Raw genomic sequence first — 15,715 nt, forward strand, 5'->3', positions numbered from 1 at the left:
GAGCTGACCGCTGCGCGGTCAGCGCGCCCCCCTGCGCAGGGGGGCGGGTGACGCTCCGTCCGCTGCGCTCCCGGAGCGGTGGGGGCTACGCCCCCACCCGGTGCCTTCGCTGCGCTCCGGTCACCGTGTGGCGCTTCGCGCCACAAAGGCCGACCCAACGGGCCTACGGCCCGAGCAGCAGCACGGGGTGCGGCTGTCCTCTGCAGGTTCTGGGGGCTTGGCGCCGGGTCAGCGTCTACGGGACCAAGTACTACCGATTCCCGCAACGTGCAGGGCCAGTGCGGTCAGCCCCAGGAGCATCACGTTGACTGACGAGAAGGTGTGATTGGTGCTGATCTCGGCCGCGTTGATGAGGAACGCGATGAAGAACAGCACTGCCGCGACTATGCCGAGCATGACTAGCCCCTCTCATAGGAAGTGAAGCCCGTATGCCCGGCCCCCGCCCCCACAGACGTGGGCGGCACCTCCGAAAGTGGTCAGCCCATGCGGGCATGGGCTGACGGCTTCTCAGGCATGGGCGCGGCGGGGGCTTGCTGCCTTGTGCGAGGCGGCGTGATGCGTGGGCCGGCCTGTCGGGGGGACTGCGAGACGCCGCACAGACAGGCCCGCGGTGGCAAGGAGACCGGTGAAGACGGCCAGGAGGAGGACGGACACCCACATCTGCCGGCTGCCGGGCGCCTGCCAGCCGGTCCAGGCAGAGGATGCCGCCCACAGCAGGACGCCTGCTGCGTAGAAGGAGCGGACGCGGTGCAGCTGTCGCACGGCCCGCAGGAACTGGATGCGTTCGGTCTTCGGTGCCATGCGGGGCCGTGTACCCCGATGCACCACGACCATCAGGGCCGACGGAATCTCGTGCAGGAGGCTTTCGGGGAGTCTTGCACGTCTGCACCTCGATTGATGCAGCATGTAGCATTGGCGTAATTCAGGGACACCCGGTAGGAAGCTGGGCGTGTGTTGATCTACGAGTACCTTCCGCATGAGCTTGCCCGACTCGGTGTTGTTTCGAGAGCAACTGGACTCGATGACCGTCGGGTGGCGACGCAGGTACGCCTTGCGCAGGAGCGTGCCGGGCGGGCGCGGATGCTCCCGGTGGAAGTGCATCACTTGAGTGAGCTGTTCATCGCGGAGCTGCGGCAGCTGCAGTGGGAACGGATCGCCCAGCTCATGGAGAAGGAGCGGATGGCCTCGTATGTGCCGTCCCGTGACTCGCGTGCCATCCGCTACGAAGAGCAGCGTCTGCAGCGGTTGATGACAGACGTGGACGAGGCCGAGCGGTCAGGTGGCGCGGCTGTGGAAATCCGGCGGCACCGCGTCTACCGGATCGATGCCCGGCCCACCGCCGGCAGCTCCGGCCCGGACATGCCTGCCCTCGTCGTCCATCTGATGGCGGCATCACCGGGTGAAGCGGCCGCGAGAGCCTGGGCCATCCACGGAAGAGACGGTGGCCTCTACCAACGCGGCGGATACCGCATCGCTTCCGTCACACAAATCCTTCCCGAGCAGGGAGAACTCTTTTGATCCAGCTCCGAGAACACCAGGTGGAACAGAAATCACGGTTCCGAAAATGGGTCGGATTCCCTGCAAGATCATCTGTGCCGCCGGAGGGGGCGCGTGGCACGATCGTGTCCGCGACCGGATCGGGCAAGACCATCACCGCCGCCGCGTGTGCGCTGGAGTGCTTCCCCAGCGGCCGGATCCTCGTCACCGTGCCGACCCTGGACCTGCTCGTGCAAACCGCCCAGGCGTGGCGGGCTGTGGGGCACCGCTCCCCCATGGTGGCGGTGTGCTCGCTCGAGAACGACGCGGTACTGAACGAGCTGGGGGTGCGCACCACCACCAACCCGATCCAGCTGGCCCTGTGGGCCGGGAAGGGGCCGGTGGTCGTGTTCGCCACGTACGCCTCCCTCGTGGACCGCGAGGACCCGGAAGACCCTTCGGGCCAGCGAACGGTGCGCGGGCCGCTGGAGGCCGCTCTGGCGGGCGGGGAGCGGCTGTACGGCCAGCGGATGGCCCCGTTCGACCTGGCGATTGTGGATGAGGCGCATATGACGGCCGGGGACATGGGCCGGCCATGGGCGGCGATCCACGACAACGTCCGCATTCCCATCGACTTCCGGCTCTACCTGACCGCCACCCCGCGCATCCTCGCCGCGCCCAGCCCGCAGCGCGGCCGGGACGGACGGGAGCTGGTGATCGCATCGATGCAGGACGACAGCGCCACCTACGGCACCAGGCTTTTCGACCTCGGGCTGGCGGAGGCGGTGGAACGCTCGATCCTCGCCGGGTTCGAGATCGATGTACTGGAGATCCGGGACCCCGACCCGGTCCTGGGGCTGTCGGAGGATGCGCTGCGCGGCCGGCGCCTGGCGCTGCTCCAGGCCGCGCTGCTGGAGCACGCGGCGCAGATGAACCTGCACACCGTCATGACCTTCCACCAGCGGGTCGAGGAAGCCCGCGCGTTCGCCGAGCAGATGCCGGCAACCGCTGCGGAGCTGTACGCCACCGAAGCCTCAGACGTCGCCCTGGCCGACGCTGAGGAGCTACCCGCCTCCTCCATCGAGGCCGAGCTGTACGAGCTGGAGGACGGCCGGCACGTGCCCCCGGACCGGGTGTGGGCCGACTGGCTGTGCGGCGACCACCCCATCGCCCACCGGCGCGAGGTGATCCAACGGTTCGCCAACGGCATCAACGCCGCCAACCGGCGCGTACACCGGGCGTTCCTCGCCTCGGTACGGGCCCTCGGGGTCGGCGTCGACATCACCGGACTGCGCGGCGTGGAAGCGGTGTGCATCGTCGGCTCACGCAGTTCCCAGGTCGACATCGTCCAGAACATCGGGCGGGCACTGCGCCCGAATCCGGACGGCACGGTGAAGACGGCGCGGATCATCATCCCGATCTTCCTGCAGCCCGGGGAGGACCCCAAGGACATGGTCGCCTCCGCCAGCTACCAGCCCTTGGTCGACATCCTCCAGGCGCTGCGCAGTCACTCGGAGCGCATGGTCGACCAGCTCGCTTCCCGAGCCCTGACCCGCGGCACCGAGCACCGACGCCTCCACGTTCGCCCCGCCCCCGCAGCGGGAACCGACGGCGGTGACGGTGAGGAGACGAGCGAGGCGCAGCCGGAGGCCGACCGGGTCACCTCGATCGTGGTCAACTTCGCCCAGCCCCGCGACGCGGCCGACATCGCCGCCCTGACCCGCTGCCGCGTCATCCGCCCTCAGTCCCTGGTCTGGCTGGAGGGCTACCAGGCCCTCATCCGGTGGCGGAAGGAGAACGAGATCACCGGCCTGCACGCCATCCCCTACGACACCGAGACCGAGGTCGGGACGACGAAGGACTTTCCCCTGGGGAGGTGGGTGCACCAACAGCGCAAGGCGCTGCGCGCCGGAGAACTCGACCCCCACCGCAAGGAACTCCTCGACGAGGCCGGGATGGTCTGGGAGCCCGGCGAGGAAGCCTGGGAGAACAAGCTCGCCGCGCTGCGGTCCTTCCGGCGGGCCACCGGGCACCTCGCGCCTCGCCAGGACGCCGTCTGGGACGAACCCGCTGGCGGCGGAACCGTGGCCGTCGGCCAGCTGGTCGCAAACCTGCGCCGCAAGGGCGGCCTGGGCAAGGACCCGGAACGGGCCGCCGCGCGCGCAGGGCAGCTGGCCGCGATCGACCCGGACTGGAACTGCCCATGGCCACTGGACTGGCAACGCCACTACCGCGTCCTCGCCGACCTCGCCGCCGATGAACCCGATGGCGTCCTGCCCGACATCGCACCCGGCGTACTCATGGACGGCGATGACATCGGACGATGGCTCCAACAACAGCGCAAGCCAGGCATCTGGAAGCTGCTGTCAACCGAGCAGCAGGAACGGCTGACCACGCTGGGCATCAAGCCGCTCGAGGCGCCGCCCGCGGCTCCGGTGACTAGGCGTGCGACGAAAGGCCCGAACAAGGCTCAGCAGGCGTTCCAGCGGGGCCTCACGGCCCTCGCGCAGTGGGCCGAACGGGAAGGCGCCCACCGGCCTGTACCGCGTGGCCACAGCGAACAGATCACGGTCGACGGCGAGACGGACCCGGTGACCGTCAAGCTGGGCGTGTGGGTATCGAACACCAAATCGAGGCGCGACAAACTCGCCCCCGAGCAGCTCGACGCCCTCCGGGAGCTCGGCATGGAGTGGGCATAACCGCCGTGGGTATGTCGTTCAGCGGGCCGTGTTCTCGGTGCGGATCATCCGGCGCAGGCTGGTGCGGGCAGCAATCAGGTCTTCTTCGAGGGCGGTCATGCGGGCGCGGAACGTGGCGTTCTCCGAGGCGGCTTCCTCCAGCCGGCGGGTGAGGTCCTGGTTCAGGGCGTACAGCTGGTCTGCTCTGGTTGCTGCGTCGGGAGCGTGGATGGAATCGAGTTGCTGGCCGAGTTGGTGGCGCAGGGCTGCCTGGAGCCGGTCGCGTTCGTCGCGGAGTTCTTTGATTTCTTGCCGGGTGATTTCGAGTTCGGTGCGCAGGCTGAGTGGGGAGGGTGTGCTTGCCGTGGCGGATGGTGGGGTGCTGTGGGCTTGGCGTAGTTGGGCTGCCTCGATGTGCTCGCGTACGCCGGGGGCATAGGTGAGCCAGGTGGAGACGCGGGCGGCGCGGGCGACTGCGGCGAAGGTGAGCGGCTTTCCCTGTTTCTCGAGTGTGGCCAGGACTGTGAGGACACGGGCTCGTTTATCGAGGCTGTGACGGCGTCTGGCTTCGGCGAGGGGGGCGGGGTTGCCGCGGGGATTCATCGCGGGTCTTTCGGTCGGGCAGTGGTGAGGGGCAGGAGGGTGTGGTTGTGGCCTGCTCGTGCTTTGCGCAGCACGGTGCTGGCTTCTTCGATCTGGGCGCGTTCGGAGGCGGGGAGGGATGCCAGGTGTGTGTTCATGCGGTCGATGACGCGCTGGTAGGCGGTGATTTGTGCGGTGAGGGCGGTGGTGACGAACTCGGCTGCACCCATGGCGAGTGCGGTTTCGCGGTCTGCTCGTAGTTCGTTGATGTGGTGCTCGATGGCGGGCAGGTAGGAGGGGTCGGGGCGGTAGAAGCCGCAGCCGGCACATTGAAAGCGGATGGGGCAGGCCTGGCCGCCGGCTTTGACGTTTGACGGCTCGGTGCAGCCGCCGTAGGGAACAGCGACAGAGCGCATCTCGTAGGCCGTGCTCGAGCTGGGGCTGAGGTGGCCGTGCTGGTCGAGGACATGTGCGCTGAGCTTGGCCACAGCTTCGCTCTTCCGCTTGAGGGAGACGGTGTAGTAGCGCTGGGTCATGGCGATGGATTTGTGGTCCATCAGCTCGCGCAGCACGTCGACGGGGGTGCCGGCGTCTGCGTGGCGCTGGGCGTAAGAGTGGCGGAAGGCGTAGGGGTAGATCAGGGTCCGGTCGAAGAGCAGGCGTTGTCCTTGGGAGTCGGTGCCCTCGGCGTGGAGCGGGGGCAGGGCGTCTGCCCAGAGCCTGAGGGCGTCGCTGAGGTAGGTGCTGGAGATGTAGGGGGCGTCGCTCAGGGCGGTGAGAGAGGGAAAGAGGTATCGGTCTCTCTTGGCGGGAAGGTGCAGCTGGTCGCGGCAGGCTTGCCAGGTTCGGATGGCGTCGGCGGTGGATGTTGTGATCGGCAGACGTCTGCGGTGGCGTTTGTCCCAGATCAGGGTGGGCTGGCCGTTGTGGGTTTCCAGGCAGTCACGGGCCAGGGAGACGATCTCGAGCGGGCGGCGTCCGGTGTCGCGCAGGACGATGTACATCGTGCGGTACAGCAACTGCCGGGCGTCGGGAGCGATATCGCGGCAGCCGTAGGTGTTTCCGGTGCCCAGGGTGTCGAGGTGAGCGTCCAGTTGCCGGATGACGGACTCGGGGATGGCCTTGCCGATGAAGTCCTCATTGGGTTCCTCCACGGAGATGACGTGCTCGACGGGCACGCGGGTGAAGGTGCCGGCCAAGTCATCGAGGGTGCCGCAGCGGCGGCCGTAGGCGATGAGCTGGAAGAACGTCCCCAACAGGCTGCGTCGGAAGGAAGAGGAGTAGAGGGTGCCGTCTCGTCTGCGTGCGGCCCGGAAAGCGTCAACGGCCGAGGTGGCATCGGCGAACGTCAGGACGGCGGGGTCGTCGCCGGCGTGGGCGCGCTGGGCGAGAGCCGTGGAGGCGATGGTCGTCGCGTGGAACGTGCGCTTGAAGTCTTCCGTGGTGGGTCGGGCGGTGGTCACCCAGTGACGCAGCGCCTGGCGCAGCCAGGGCTGGCGGACTGTGCGGAGATCGACGCGGCCGGGGAGATGCCGGCGCTTGCCGGAGGCGCTGTGGCGCAGCCCGAGGACGCGCAGATCGATGACGTCCTGGTCGATGAGGGTGATCCCGGAGAACTCGCTGTATCCGGCGCGGGCGGCAGACTGCAGGTTCTCCAATGTGCGGACGGCAGCTTGGTGCGGCTTGGTGAGTCGGGCCGCGTTGGTGGCGTCCAGAAGGGTCTCGGCCGTGGTGAGGTGGCTGATCACGCCGCGGATCCAGTGAGGTTCCAGGGCACGTACCCACTGGTCCATCTGCTGCACGGCGTACAACACTTCCCAGCGCAGCAGCTCGGGCAATGGGGCGAGATGGAACTGGTGCGCCAGCAGGTACAGGGGCTGGTGCGGTGCCCACTGGGCGGCAGGCACGGGGTCGGTGCTGGAGCGGCATTCCACTCTCCAGGCGCGCCAGTGGTAGTTGCACAACCCACTGGAGTTCATCGCCCAGCCGGAGCAGTGGGCCACCATGCAGTCTGGGTTTTCGGTGAACGGTGTTGCCCGGCTGCGAAGCCACCGCTCGAGCGTGCCTCTGGACTTGTGGTACTTCCATGATCCGTGGTGAGCGGCGCACAGGCCTCCCGATACCTGAGGGCGTACGCACCGCACGCCGTCCCGGGTGAGCGTGCACGGCCCGACGACCGTCAACGGCAGGGATCTGGAACGGGCGGGGGTGAAAGTGGCGGCGAACTCTTCCCGCGGCAGGCCACTCTTTCTGCGCTGATCCGAGCAGTAGGTACAGAACGTCTCCTGAGCGCGCACGATCATGTCGCAGCGGCGGGTGCGGCACCGCGAGGACGAGGTGCGCGGGTTGTCGAGGTCTCCCGTGAACAGCCATCTGGCGCTGTCCCACTCCCCCGGCCGCCACGCGGGATCGATGTGGGCACGCAGCCACGTCTCCCACGACTTCTTCGTGGCCTTCGTCGCTGAGGGACGTGCGACGGCAGGCGCACCAGCCGTGCTCACTGGTCCTCCCGCCATGCCTGGGCCCGGTCGACAGCCGCCCGGGTCTCGGACTCATCGACGTGGCGGTAGCGGTCCATGGACAGCGGCGAGGCGTGACCCAGCAGCTTTTGCACCACGTCCCGGTCCACTCCCTCACGTAGCCAGTGGGTGGCCGCGGAGTGGCGCAGCATGTGCGGGCGAGCCGGGTGCTCGGCACGGCGGGCCAGACGGTCGAAGACGTTCTTGGCGTTCGGGTAGGTCATGGCCCGCCCCAGCGGCGGGCGGAAGAGGTTCACGAACACCATGCCTGTCTCGGCCGCGGCGGCCACCGGGGTCCGTTCGTGCTGGTAGTCGGTATAGAAGGCGACGATGCCGGGGGTGACGGGGAGGCAGCGGGAGTGTCTGGACTTGGCCAGGGCCCGGTTCGGGTTGTCGGTGCGGCGCCGCACATGAAGATGCGGGCCTTCCACCGGGCAGCCCAGGGAGCGTGAAGAGGCCAGGAAATGCAGATCCTCCTGGCGCAAGCCCAGAGCCTCCCCGATCCGCAGGCCGGTCGCGGCGAGCAGCGCAATGAGAAAACGGTCCCGTGCTCTGGGCGTATCCGCGATCATGCGGCGGATCTGCTGCGGGGAGAGGTCCTCGTATCCGGGTTCGCTGATCTGGAAACGAAAAGCCGACACCTGGACCTGGCGCCACTGGCCGCGCTCGCCGGCGTCGTAACCGGCCGGCAAGAACCGCAGGAACCTCGGCTCCGACAACAGGCCGGCCGTCTGGGCAGGGACCCAGCCGCGGAGCGCCCCGAAGCGCAGGAAGTCCGTGACCGCCGTCATCACCGCGTTCGCCGTACCCTGCGAACGGTAGCGGGGCGCAGCCCTGGTCGGGGAGCGGCGGCTGCGGGCCGGCAGCGGCGTGGTGACCAGCCACTGCTGCAACCCGGACAGCGCCATGAAACTCGGACACGACCACTCGATACGGCGCTGGGTGCAGTAGTTCAGATAGAGGGCGAGACGGCCCGCGTAGACCCGTTCCGTGTTCGGCGAGCGGCCCTTGCTACGCAACCCCGCCAAAAACGCACACGCCTCCACATGCAGGTCATAGGCGCGTGTATCAGCCACCACCCACCGCTCCACACCCGTCGACGGAGAGATCGAACGCTCAGCTACGTAGGTCTGCTCCACCCACCAAACACAACCAAGCCCCGTCGGCAACCGAGGCACGGACCGTCAGACGGCCACACGACCAGGTGGGAACCACACCGAACATGCCACACCAACCACCCCACAGAGAGATAATCCGCGCCTGAGTTGAACAAGCACTGCAGGTCGGCGTGAGCGAGGAGAGCCGCGGTGAGTGAGGCAGCACGGGCAGACGCCGGGGGCAGTGCGGGCGCGGGCGGTTTCGACTACCAGCATCGCGTGGCCGCCTGGCTGGCTGTCGCCGCTGTAGCGGGCTCCGCATCTCCGGGCGTCCAGGGGCTGTGGACCGGAACTGTGGAGCGGATCGCCTGCGAAACCGGCGAACCCGTCGACGACTGCCGAGTGCACACCTCCGACGGGCGGACACTGGCGCTCCAAGCTAAGCGATCAATTACGCTGTCTCAGTCGGAGGAGAGTGAACTCAGTAAGACCGTCGCGCAGTTCGTTCAGCAGCACCTCATGCCAGGCCATGAACAGGACCGGCTGGTCCTCGTCACCTCCCGCGACGCCTCAAAACCGGTGCGGAACGACCTCGAGCAAGTTCTTGACCGTCTCCGTAACGCTCCCGCCGAGCGGGACGTGACGTCGCTCGCCTTCAACAGCGACCAGACTGACGCCTACAACAAGTTCGTCGCTCACACGACCCGGGAGTGGGCAAAACAGCGCGGCGGCACTCCCTCGGCTGCGGAACTGAGGGGGTTCCTCGTCCATTGCCACGTATGGGTCCTCGACGTCGAACAGGGCGGCCTGGAAGAACGGGAGGCCCTCCAGACACTGCGCACGTCCGTGATCACTGATCCTGCCCAAGCGGACGCGGCGTGGCACGTACTGCTCGGCGCCTGCGCTCAGTTGGCCATCCAGCATTCCGGTGCCGATATGAGGCAACTGCAGCAGTCGCTGTCATCGGCTGGCATCGCGCTGGCCACCGTCCGAGACTTCACCTCAGATGTCCAGCGCCTGGCCAGGAGCACGCACGACACCCTCGACCAGTTGGGCCATGGCCTCACTACCGTCCCCACACCGCAGGGGCCCGTAGCCATTGCGCGCACGGTCACCGGCATCGGAGCGAGGACCCAGGAGGGCTCGATCCTCGTGGCCGGCGGGCCGGGTGCAGGGAAGACCGTGGTCGTGCACGAGTTGGCCCGGCAAGCCAGTGCAGAAGGCCGGCCTGTACTTCTCCTGTCGGTAGCCGGCGTGGATGCCCGGAGTGCTGGCATGCTCCAAGCAGAACTCGGGCTGCAGCATCCGCTTGTCGACGTTCTCGAGCAGTGGCAGCCCGGTAGCACCGGGCTCTTGGCGATCGATGCCCTGGATGCCGCACGAGTCGATGCCTCCACCGAGCTGTGGCGGTCAATCATCGCGGATGTGAGCCGTCGGCTGCCGAACTGGCAGGTGGTCGCCTCCATCCGCACCTGGGATCTACAGCACTCCCCCCAGCTGCGTGCCCTCTTTCCAGGCGAGGCAGTACAAGTGGGTGATCTGACGGACGAAGAGGTCGCCCAGGTCACCGACGTCTTCCCCGCCTTGCGTGACTTTCTGAGCCAGGCTTCCGACCAGCAGCGACAGCTGATGCGCAACCCGTTCAACCTGCGCCTGGCTGCCGAACTCCTGCTGGACGGCGCACCAACAACGCAGCTACGCACTGTCGGCAGCAGGTTGGGCCTGCTGGAGCGCTACTGGGAGGCACGCGTCACCCGGGGAACCGAAGGCATCGCGAAAGCGGCCTTCCTCGGCCGCCTGTGCGCAGCCGCAGTACAGGAGAGACGACTTGCCGTGCCCTCGCAGAAGATTTTGGCGGGTGACACCGCAGCGTCAGACGTCCTGCGGGCCCTCCTTTCCAGCTCCGTCCTCACACAAGCCCCGACGATCATGGGCCCCACGGCCAACGGCCCACTGCAATTCGCGCACCACGTGCTGTTCGACTACGCCGTTGCCGTCACCTACCTCTCCCACTCCCCCGACGGGCTGCAGGAGAGACTGGACGCCGACCCCGACCTGTTGCTCTTCGCCCGCCCCAGCATCGACATGTACCTCCGGACGGCCTGGGCGCAAGGTCCCGGCGTGTTCTGGGCGCTGGCTCTGGCCTTGATGGCACTGCCCTCCCCCGGGATGGCAGCCACAGCAATCGCAGACGTCGTCACGGATGACTGCGATCAGGCGACTGACCTGGAGCCGCTGCTCGCACCGGATCCGGGCGCCGAGGAGGGAGCGAAGCGGATACTCGCAGCGATCGCCGTCGCTGTCTCCCTCAAGCTGAAGGAAAGCCGCCTCCAGCATCCAGGTGTCTGGACCGAGGTCGCTGAGTGTCTCGGCCGGACACCTGCCCGATTCCTCACGGGGCTGGGTGTCCTGGTGACCGACCTGGCCTCCCATCGGGCGATGCTGGACGAACAGCAGTTGCGGCTCTGCGCGTTGGCGGCGCGGCGCCTGCTGGAGTACCTGTGGACCCAGCCTCCAGCCCCCGCTTCACGGCTGGCCATCACCGCTGTGATCCAAACGGCAGCAGGTGACCTGACCGCGACCGAGACACTACTCAGGCGCGCTGTGGAGCCGCCCCAGCTCGAAGAGCGCGGCTACAACGACCTTCTCTCCATGACCAGCAAGGTCTCAGAGCTGCTGGATCTCCTGCCGGGCCTCATAGAAGACCTCTACGTGGCCGTGCTGAGCCACACCGAGACGTCCTCGGCCGACACCCAGATGGGCAGCGGCTTCGTGTTGACCCTCGTGTCCAATCGCCGACAGGACTTCGATTCTGCCAAGTACCCCCTGGTCGAATACTTCCCCACCGTCCTGCGCTCGGACCTCCCTCGTGCCCTGGCGATCCTCACCCGCTTGACAAGCACTGGCCAAGATCTACCCAAGCATTCGGCTGTCCTGGGGGACCGCACGTTCGTGGTCATCAAAGACGACTCACGCGCATGGGACTTCGGCTCCAGCTACGCCCATAATGACCCGGCGGCCCTACTCGGCACCTATCAGGACTTCGCCTCCGCTGCCACCGCAACCGAGGCGCAGGCGCTGAGCGAGGCGCTCACCTCGGCACCCCAAGCGGGTGTTGTTTGGCGACGCACCCTACGCGCAGCTGCCGCCAACCCGGCCCTGGCAGCTTCCCTGGTCAGCGAGCCGGCCGACGTCGTGACGCAGTTGCTCATCCCGGATCTGCTCGGTCCCGCCTGCGAGCTGATCAGCAAGCTGCACCCCACCCTCGCACCTGCCGAAGCTGCCAGCCTGGAGGCAGCGATTCTCTCGCTCAAGCCAGACGCCTCCCAGGAGGAGGGGAGCCAGGAGCAGGCCCGCCGGTACCAGATGCTCGTCGACGCGCTCTCCGTGGAACACGTCACCGATCCATCACTGGCAGCGGACAAGAACGCACGGGACACCGAAGCCGCCGCAGGGCACCTGCCGTGGCCTGCTGCGGAGCCAACCGAGACCAAGGAGGAAGACCCTGCGGAAGCCGAACTACGCAAGCTCATCGCAGCCCTGAGCAGCTTCGCGAGCACCTATCTCAACGGCACCGCCACACCGGAAGACACCGCATCCGCCGAGCACACTGCCACCAATCTGGAAGCAGCCCTGAAGCAGACGCAGTCCTCCCCCATGCGCGCGCAGGCGGAGGACGCTCTCGCCCGGGCTGCGGAGATCTGGACCCGCAGCACACAGACGCCGCCGGCATCCTTGACCCACGCGCGTACCCTCCTTCTTGTATCGACAACGAGCCCTCGGCCCGAACCCACCCCGGAGAACGCCAACTACGACCTGCTCCTCCCCCAGGGCCCCCGAGCCGATGCGGCTCGCGGCCTCGGCCAACTCGCCAGCGTGCCGGAGCAGTACAGCCCCGAAGTCGCGCGAGCACTGCTCGCACTGGCGGCAGACCCCGTGGGAGCCATCAGGCACACAGTGGCCCGACTCACCCCGCGCATAGCAGTCAGCGACACCGACACGGCGTGGGAGATCCTCGAGCGCCTCGCCACGCAGGACTCCGACGACGCCGTGCTCGCCGCCGCGGTCACCACGGCCTGTTTCTGCATGAGCGACCGTCAACGCGGCGCTTCCATCCTGACCACGGTCATGGGACGCGCGACACCGCACCCTGGCCGCGAGACCGCCGCCTCCGCCTGCGCCACCGCCGCCGGACTCCTGTGGGTCCACCACGCAACACCCGAAGCAGGCGCCGCCCTCACCAGCATGATCACCCGCTGGCTGGACGACAGCACCTGGGCCGGCTGCCTCCACCAACTACGCATCTCCGGAGCACTCACCCACGGCAACGAGGCTGTCCGCCAACGTGCTCTCCAGCTCATGCAGCAACTCGCCGAACCAGCCCTCACCGAAACCCGCCACGCTCTGAGCCAGCATCAGACCTCAACCGACGCCGAGCGTGAGCAACTCAAAAACACCCTCAGGCTCCTCGACAACATCGCGTCACAGATCTACTTCGCCAGCGGCGGCACCGACAGCAAGCCCCCGATCGAGCCGGAAGTCAGACTCGTCGACGCAGCCGAGCCACTGATCAAGCTCCTTGCGGCGACCCCAGTCGCGGGCGTCGCCCACCACCTCGTCGAGATGTGTGAGCGCATGATCGACCAGCGCCCGCAGCAGACGCTCCTGACCGTCCGCGACATCGTGACCCAGGTAGGAGCACAAAGCGGCTACACCGCGGACGCCCTCGGTGTGGGAACCTGCGTCACCTTCGTGGAACGCATCCTCGCCGACCACCGCAGCCTCCTCCACAACCCGGACAACCTCACCGCCCTACGGCAGATCTGCGACGCCTTCATCGACGCCGGATGGCCCCAAGCCCACAGCCTCGTCTTCGGCATCGAGCAGATCTTCCGGTAACAGCTCCAAAGCACCCCGCACCCTCGCGAAAGCCGCTTCTGAACCACGCCAAACATGCCCATCACTTCACCAGCACTAGATAATCGACACGGCCGAATGTGACGCGGTTCTTTTCGCGGATGCGCGCGGCTCTATGGTGGATATCGTGCAGATGGTCGGGCGTGCCCTGCGGATGCGTCCCGGGGTCGGGAAACTCGCCACTCTGATCGTTCCGGTATTTCTCGGGGAAGACGAGGACGCGGACGAATTGCTCACCTCGGATGCGTACGGGACCCTCGCAAAGATCCTCGGAGCACTCCGCGCACACGACACAGAGACGATCGAAGCGCTCGCCGACCCCCGGGTCCGCAACGCCCGACCGGCAGCCGGGGACGGTGAGTTGGACCAAGACCTCGACGGCGCGGACGGAGCGGACGGCGGCCAGGAGGAGGACGTCGTCGACCGGGTCGGTGCGGCGGCGGCCGGTGTGCTCAGGTTCAGCGAGGAACGCGACCCCGCCGCACTCGCCCAGTTCGTCCGGCTGCGGGTCATCGACCCGGAGCGGGCGTACTGGCTGCGCGGGATCGAGGTGGCCACGCGGTGGCTGCGGGAGACCGGCAACAGCGAGCTGCGGGTGCCGTACACGTACGTCACGCCGGAGGACTGGCCGGCGATCGGCGGGCATCCGCTCGGGGTGTGGGTGGCCGACCAGCGCCGCTACTACGCAGCCGGGACCCTGGAGGCCTCCCGCGTCGCCGAGTTGGAGGCGCTGGGGATGGTGTGGTCGGTGCAGGCGTCCGCGTGGGAGGCCGGCCTCGCCGTCGCCCGGTCGTACGCCACGGTGCACGGGCATCTGCTCCCGCCGACCACGGCGGTGTGGGGCGGCGACAACTTCCCCATCGGTGTCTGGCTGAAGAACCAGCGCGCAGCGGCCCGCAAGGCAGCCGAGAACACCGAACGACGCGTCAACGGAGAAACGGGCGTCTCCTACGCCGGGGAGCTGTCACAAGCCCGTATGGAGGCTCTAGCCGACCTGGACCCAGGATGGTGCCCGGCGTGGGAAATCGGATGGCAGCGCAGCTACCGGCTCGTCCTCGCTCACGTGAAAGCCTGCGGTGCACTCCCGGCCGGGCCCGGCGAACTCATCGTCCAAGGCGAAGACCTGGGCGTGTGGGTGGCCGGACAGCGGGCCGGATGGAAACGGCTCATGCCTGCCCAGCAGTGGCTCCTGGAGACCGTCGGCATCGAGCCCCCGGCAGAGGGTGAACTGGTGGCGGGTGCGCCCCGGTCGCAGGACGCCCGGTGGGCCGCCAACCTCACCGCCGCCCGGCAGCACCACGCACGCGAAGGCCACCTGACCGTGCCCCGGCAGCACGTGGAGGATGTCGACGGCGAGCCGGTCAAGCTCGGGGCGTTCCTCGACAACACCCGCCGCAGAGCCACGAAGCTCAGCCCCCAGCGCCGCGCCGACCTCGACCAGCTCGGCATGCGCTGGTAGCCCGGGCGCAAGTGGGTACACCAAGGCCACCGCGGTGCCCGGCATGCGCGTCGTCACCCCGGACCTGTTCGAGAAACTGAAGGAGGCCGTCACGAGCTACGCGGCCGCACTCGCTAGCAGCCCGGACTGCTGGGCTGACGAACAGGCCGTGCAGGAACAGCTCGCGCACCACAAGCTCACCGGCGAACGGTTCCTCACCACCTACTCCGAAACCATACGCACCTGATCAACGCCCCGGGAGGCCCGCGGGGTTCTGGGCCGGTGTGGGCCTGCCGGTGTACACCGGCAGGCCAGCGTCCCCCGGCGAGCGACGGCGGCCGGTCGGCATCGCCCCCGGCAGATCCTGGTCGTCGTGCTCGCCGGATTCCCGGGCTCCGGCATCACAGGTAGTCGAAGAAGCAGACCCGCCGCGTCGGGGCCCTCGGTCGGGCGTAAAAAGGTTAGGCCAGGGCGCCTACTCGCTGCGTTCTGCAACATCCTTTAGCTCGGCAATTACTCCACCCAGTTTCACGCGAGCGGGATTCTCTTGGAATTCCGGATAGCTTCGCACAATATACTCCAAGGCGTCGCTACAGAATTTAATAACACAGGAAATAAACTCGCCGATTTCGCATTTTCCAGGCACCTCGTCCCACGATCGCATCACCGTGACGACTCGATCTGCTGGCTGGAATTGAATGATTACATCGCTTTCAGTGAAGGTAACACGCCCCGTGCCCCCATTTCGGACATCCTGAGCCGCAGAGAGCAAGGAGAAAGCGAAATCCAGAAGCGGAGTACCCGGGAATTCCTCGGTTCCAAACTCTTTAACAGTCAGACTCACATCTGTCTCGAAGTATTCATAGCGCAAGTCCATCTCGCTGGCCACCGCAAGCCTGTCAAGCTGCTTCGACTTCGGTTCCCTCACCGAGCGTGGCTCGAAACTAATATTCAACATGATTCTCCAGTACTCCAGCGTCATAATTTTGACTAAATTCACCAGCCGCC

General features: G+C 67.4%; 11 protein-coding genes. 5 read left to right on the forward strand and 6 right to left on the reverse strand.

Features of this window, described 5'->3' with window-relative positions:
* Positions 1-228: 228 nt before the first annotated feature.
* Both ACWDGI_RS38855 and ACWDGI_RS38860 read right to left on the reverse strand, forming a co-directional pair.
* Positions 229-396: a hypothetical protein gene (locus tag ACWDGI_RS38855; protein ID WP_165939570.1), complete on the reverse strand. Its 168-nt coding sequence runs from the start codon at positions 394-396 to the stop codon at positions 229-231.
* 111 nt (positions 397-507) lie between these two features.
* Positions 508-801, reverse strand: coding sequence for a hypothetical protein (locus ACWDGI_RS38860; RefSeq protein WP_450767426.1), 294 nt, complete (start codon positions 799-801; stop codon positions 508-510).
* Between the two features lie 150 nt (positions 802-951).
* On the opposite strand from ACWDGI_RS38860, the gene ACWDGI_RS38865 reads away from it, so the two are divergent.
* Positions 952-1,518 carry a hypothetical protein gene (locus ACWDGI_RS38865; RefSeq protein ID WP_450767428.1) on the forward strand — a complete coding sequence of 189 codons (567 nt, stop codon included), beginning with the start codon at positions 952-954 and terminating at the stop codon, positions 1,516-1,518.
* Positions 1,515-4,175 carry a Helicase associated domain protein gene (locus ACWDGI_RS38870; protein WP_450767430.1) on the forward strand — a complete coding sequence of 887 codons (2,661 nt, stop codon included), beginning with the start codon at positions 1,515-1,517 and terminating at the stop codon, positions 4,173-4,175. Before ACWDGI_RS38865 ends, ACWDGI_RS38870 begins: the two co-directional genes overlap by 4 nt.
* An 18-nt stretch (positions 4,176-4,193) precedes the next feature.
* On the opposite strand, the gene ACWDGI_RS38875 is transcribed toward ACWDGI_RS38870, so the two are convergent.
* The 3 genes from ACWDGI_RS38875 to ACWDGI_RS38885 are packed head-to-tail and all read right to left on the reverse strand — an operon-like array spanning position 4,194 to position 8,394.
* Positions 4,194-4,757 carry a hypothetical protein gene (locus ACWDGI_RS38875; protein ID WP_450767432.1) on the reverse strand — a complete coding sequence of 188 codons (564 nt, stop codon included), beginning with the start codon at positions 4,755-4,757 and terminating at the stop codon, positions 4,194-4,196.
* Positions 4,754-7,237 carry a tyrosine-type recombinase/integrase gene (locus tag ACWDGI_RS38880; protein ID WP_450767434.1) on the reverse strand — a complete coding sequence of 828 codons (2,484 nt, stop codon included), beginning with the start codon at positions 7,235-7,237 and terminating at the stop codon, positions 4,754-4,756. Before ACWDGI_RS38880 ends, ACWDGI_RS38875 begins: the two co-directional genes overlap by 4 nt.
* Positions 7,234-8,394: a tyrosine-type recombinase/integrase gene (locus ACWDGI_RS38885; RefSeq protein ID WP_450767436.1), complete on the reverse strand. Its 1,161-nt coding sequence runs from the start codon at positions 8,392-8,394 to the stop codon at positions 7,234-7,236. The genes ACWDGI_RS38880 and ACWDGI_RS38885 overlap by 4 nt, the downstream gene beginning before the upstream one ends.
* A gap of 168 nt (positions 8,395-8,562) precedes the next feature.
* Here ACWDGI_RS38885 and ACWDGI_RS38890 point away from each other — a divergent pair, with 168 nt between their 5' ends.
* The 3 genes from ACWDGI_RS38890 (at position 8,563) to ACWDGI_RS38900 (ending at position 14,954) form a co-directional block, all read left to right on the forward strand.
* Positions 8,563-13,251 carry a hypothetical protein gene (locus ACWDGI_RS38890; protein ID WP_450767438.1) on the forward strand — a complete coding sequence of 1,563 codons (4,689 nt, stop codon included), beginning with the start codon at positions 8,563-8,565 and terminating at the stop codon, positions 13,249-13,251.
* 151 nt (positions 13,252-13,402) lie between these two features.
* Positions 13,403-14,728: a helicase associated domain-containing protein gene (locus ACWDGI_RS38895; RefSeq protein ID WP_450767609.1), complete on the forward strand. Its 1,326-nt coding sequence runs from the start codon at positions 13,403-13,405 to the stop codon at positions 14,726-14,728.
* 43 nt (positions 14,729-14,771) lie between these two features.
* Positions 14,772-14,954 carry a hypothetical protein gene (locus tag ACWDGI_RS38900; RefSeq protein ID WP_450767440.1) on the forward strand — a complete coding sequence of 61 codons (183 nt, stop codon included), beginning with the start codon at positions 14,772-14,774 and terminating at the stop codon, positions 14,952-14,954.
* A 228-nt stretch (positions 14,955-15,182) separates the two neighbouring features.
* Here ACWDGI_RS38900 and ACWDGI_RS38905 read toward each other — a convergent pair whose 3' ends face one another.
* Positions 15,183-15,689, reverse strand: a complete 507-nt coding sequence (locus ACWDGI_RS38905) for a hypothetical protein (protein ID WP_450767442.1) — start codon at positions 15,687-15,689, stop codon at positions 15,183-15,185.
* Positions 15,690-15,715 lie beyond the last annotated feature (26 nt).

The sequence above is a fragment of the Streptomyces sp. NPDC001220 genome (assembly GCF_053597895.1).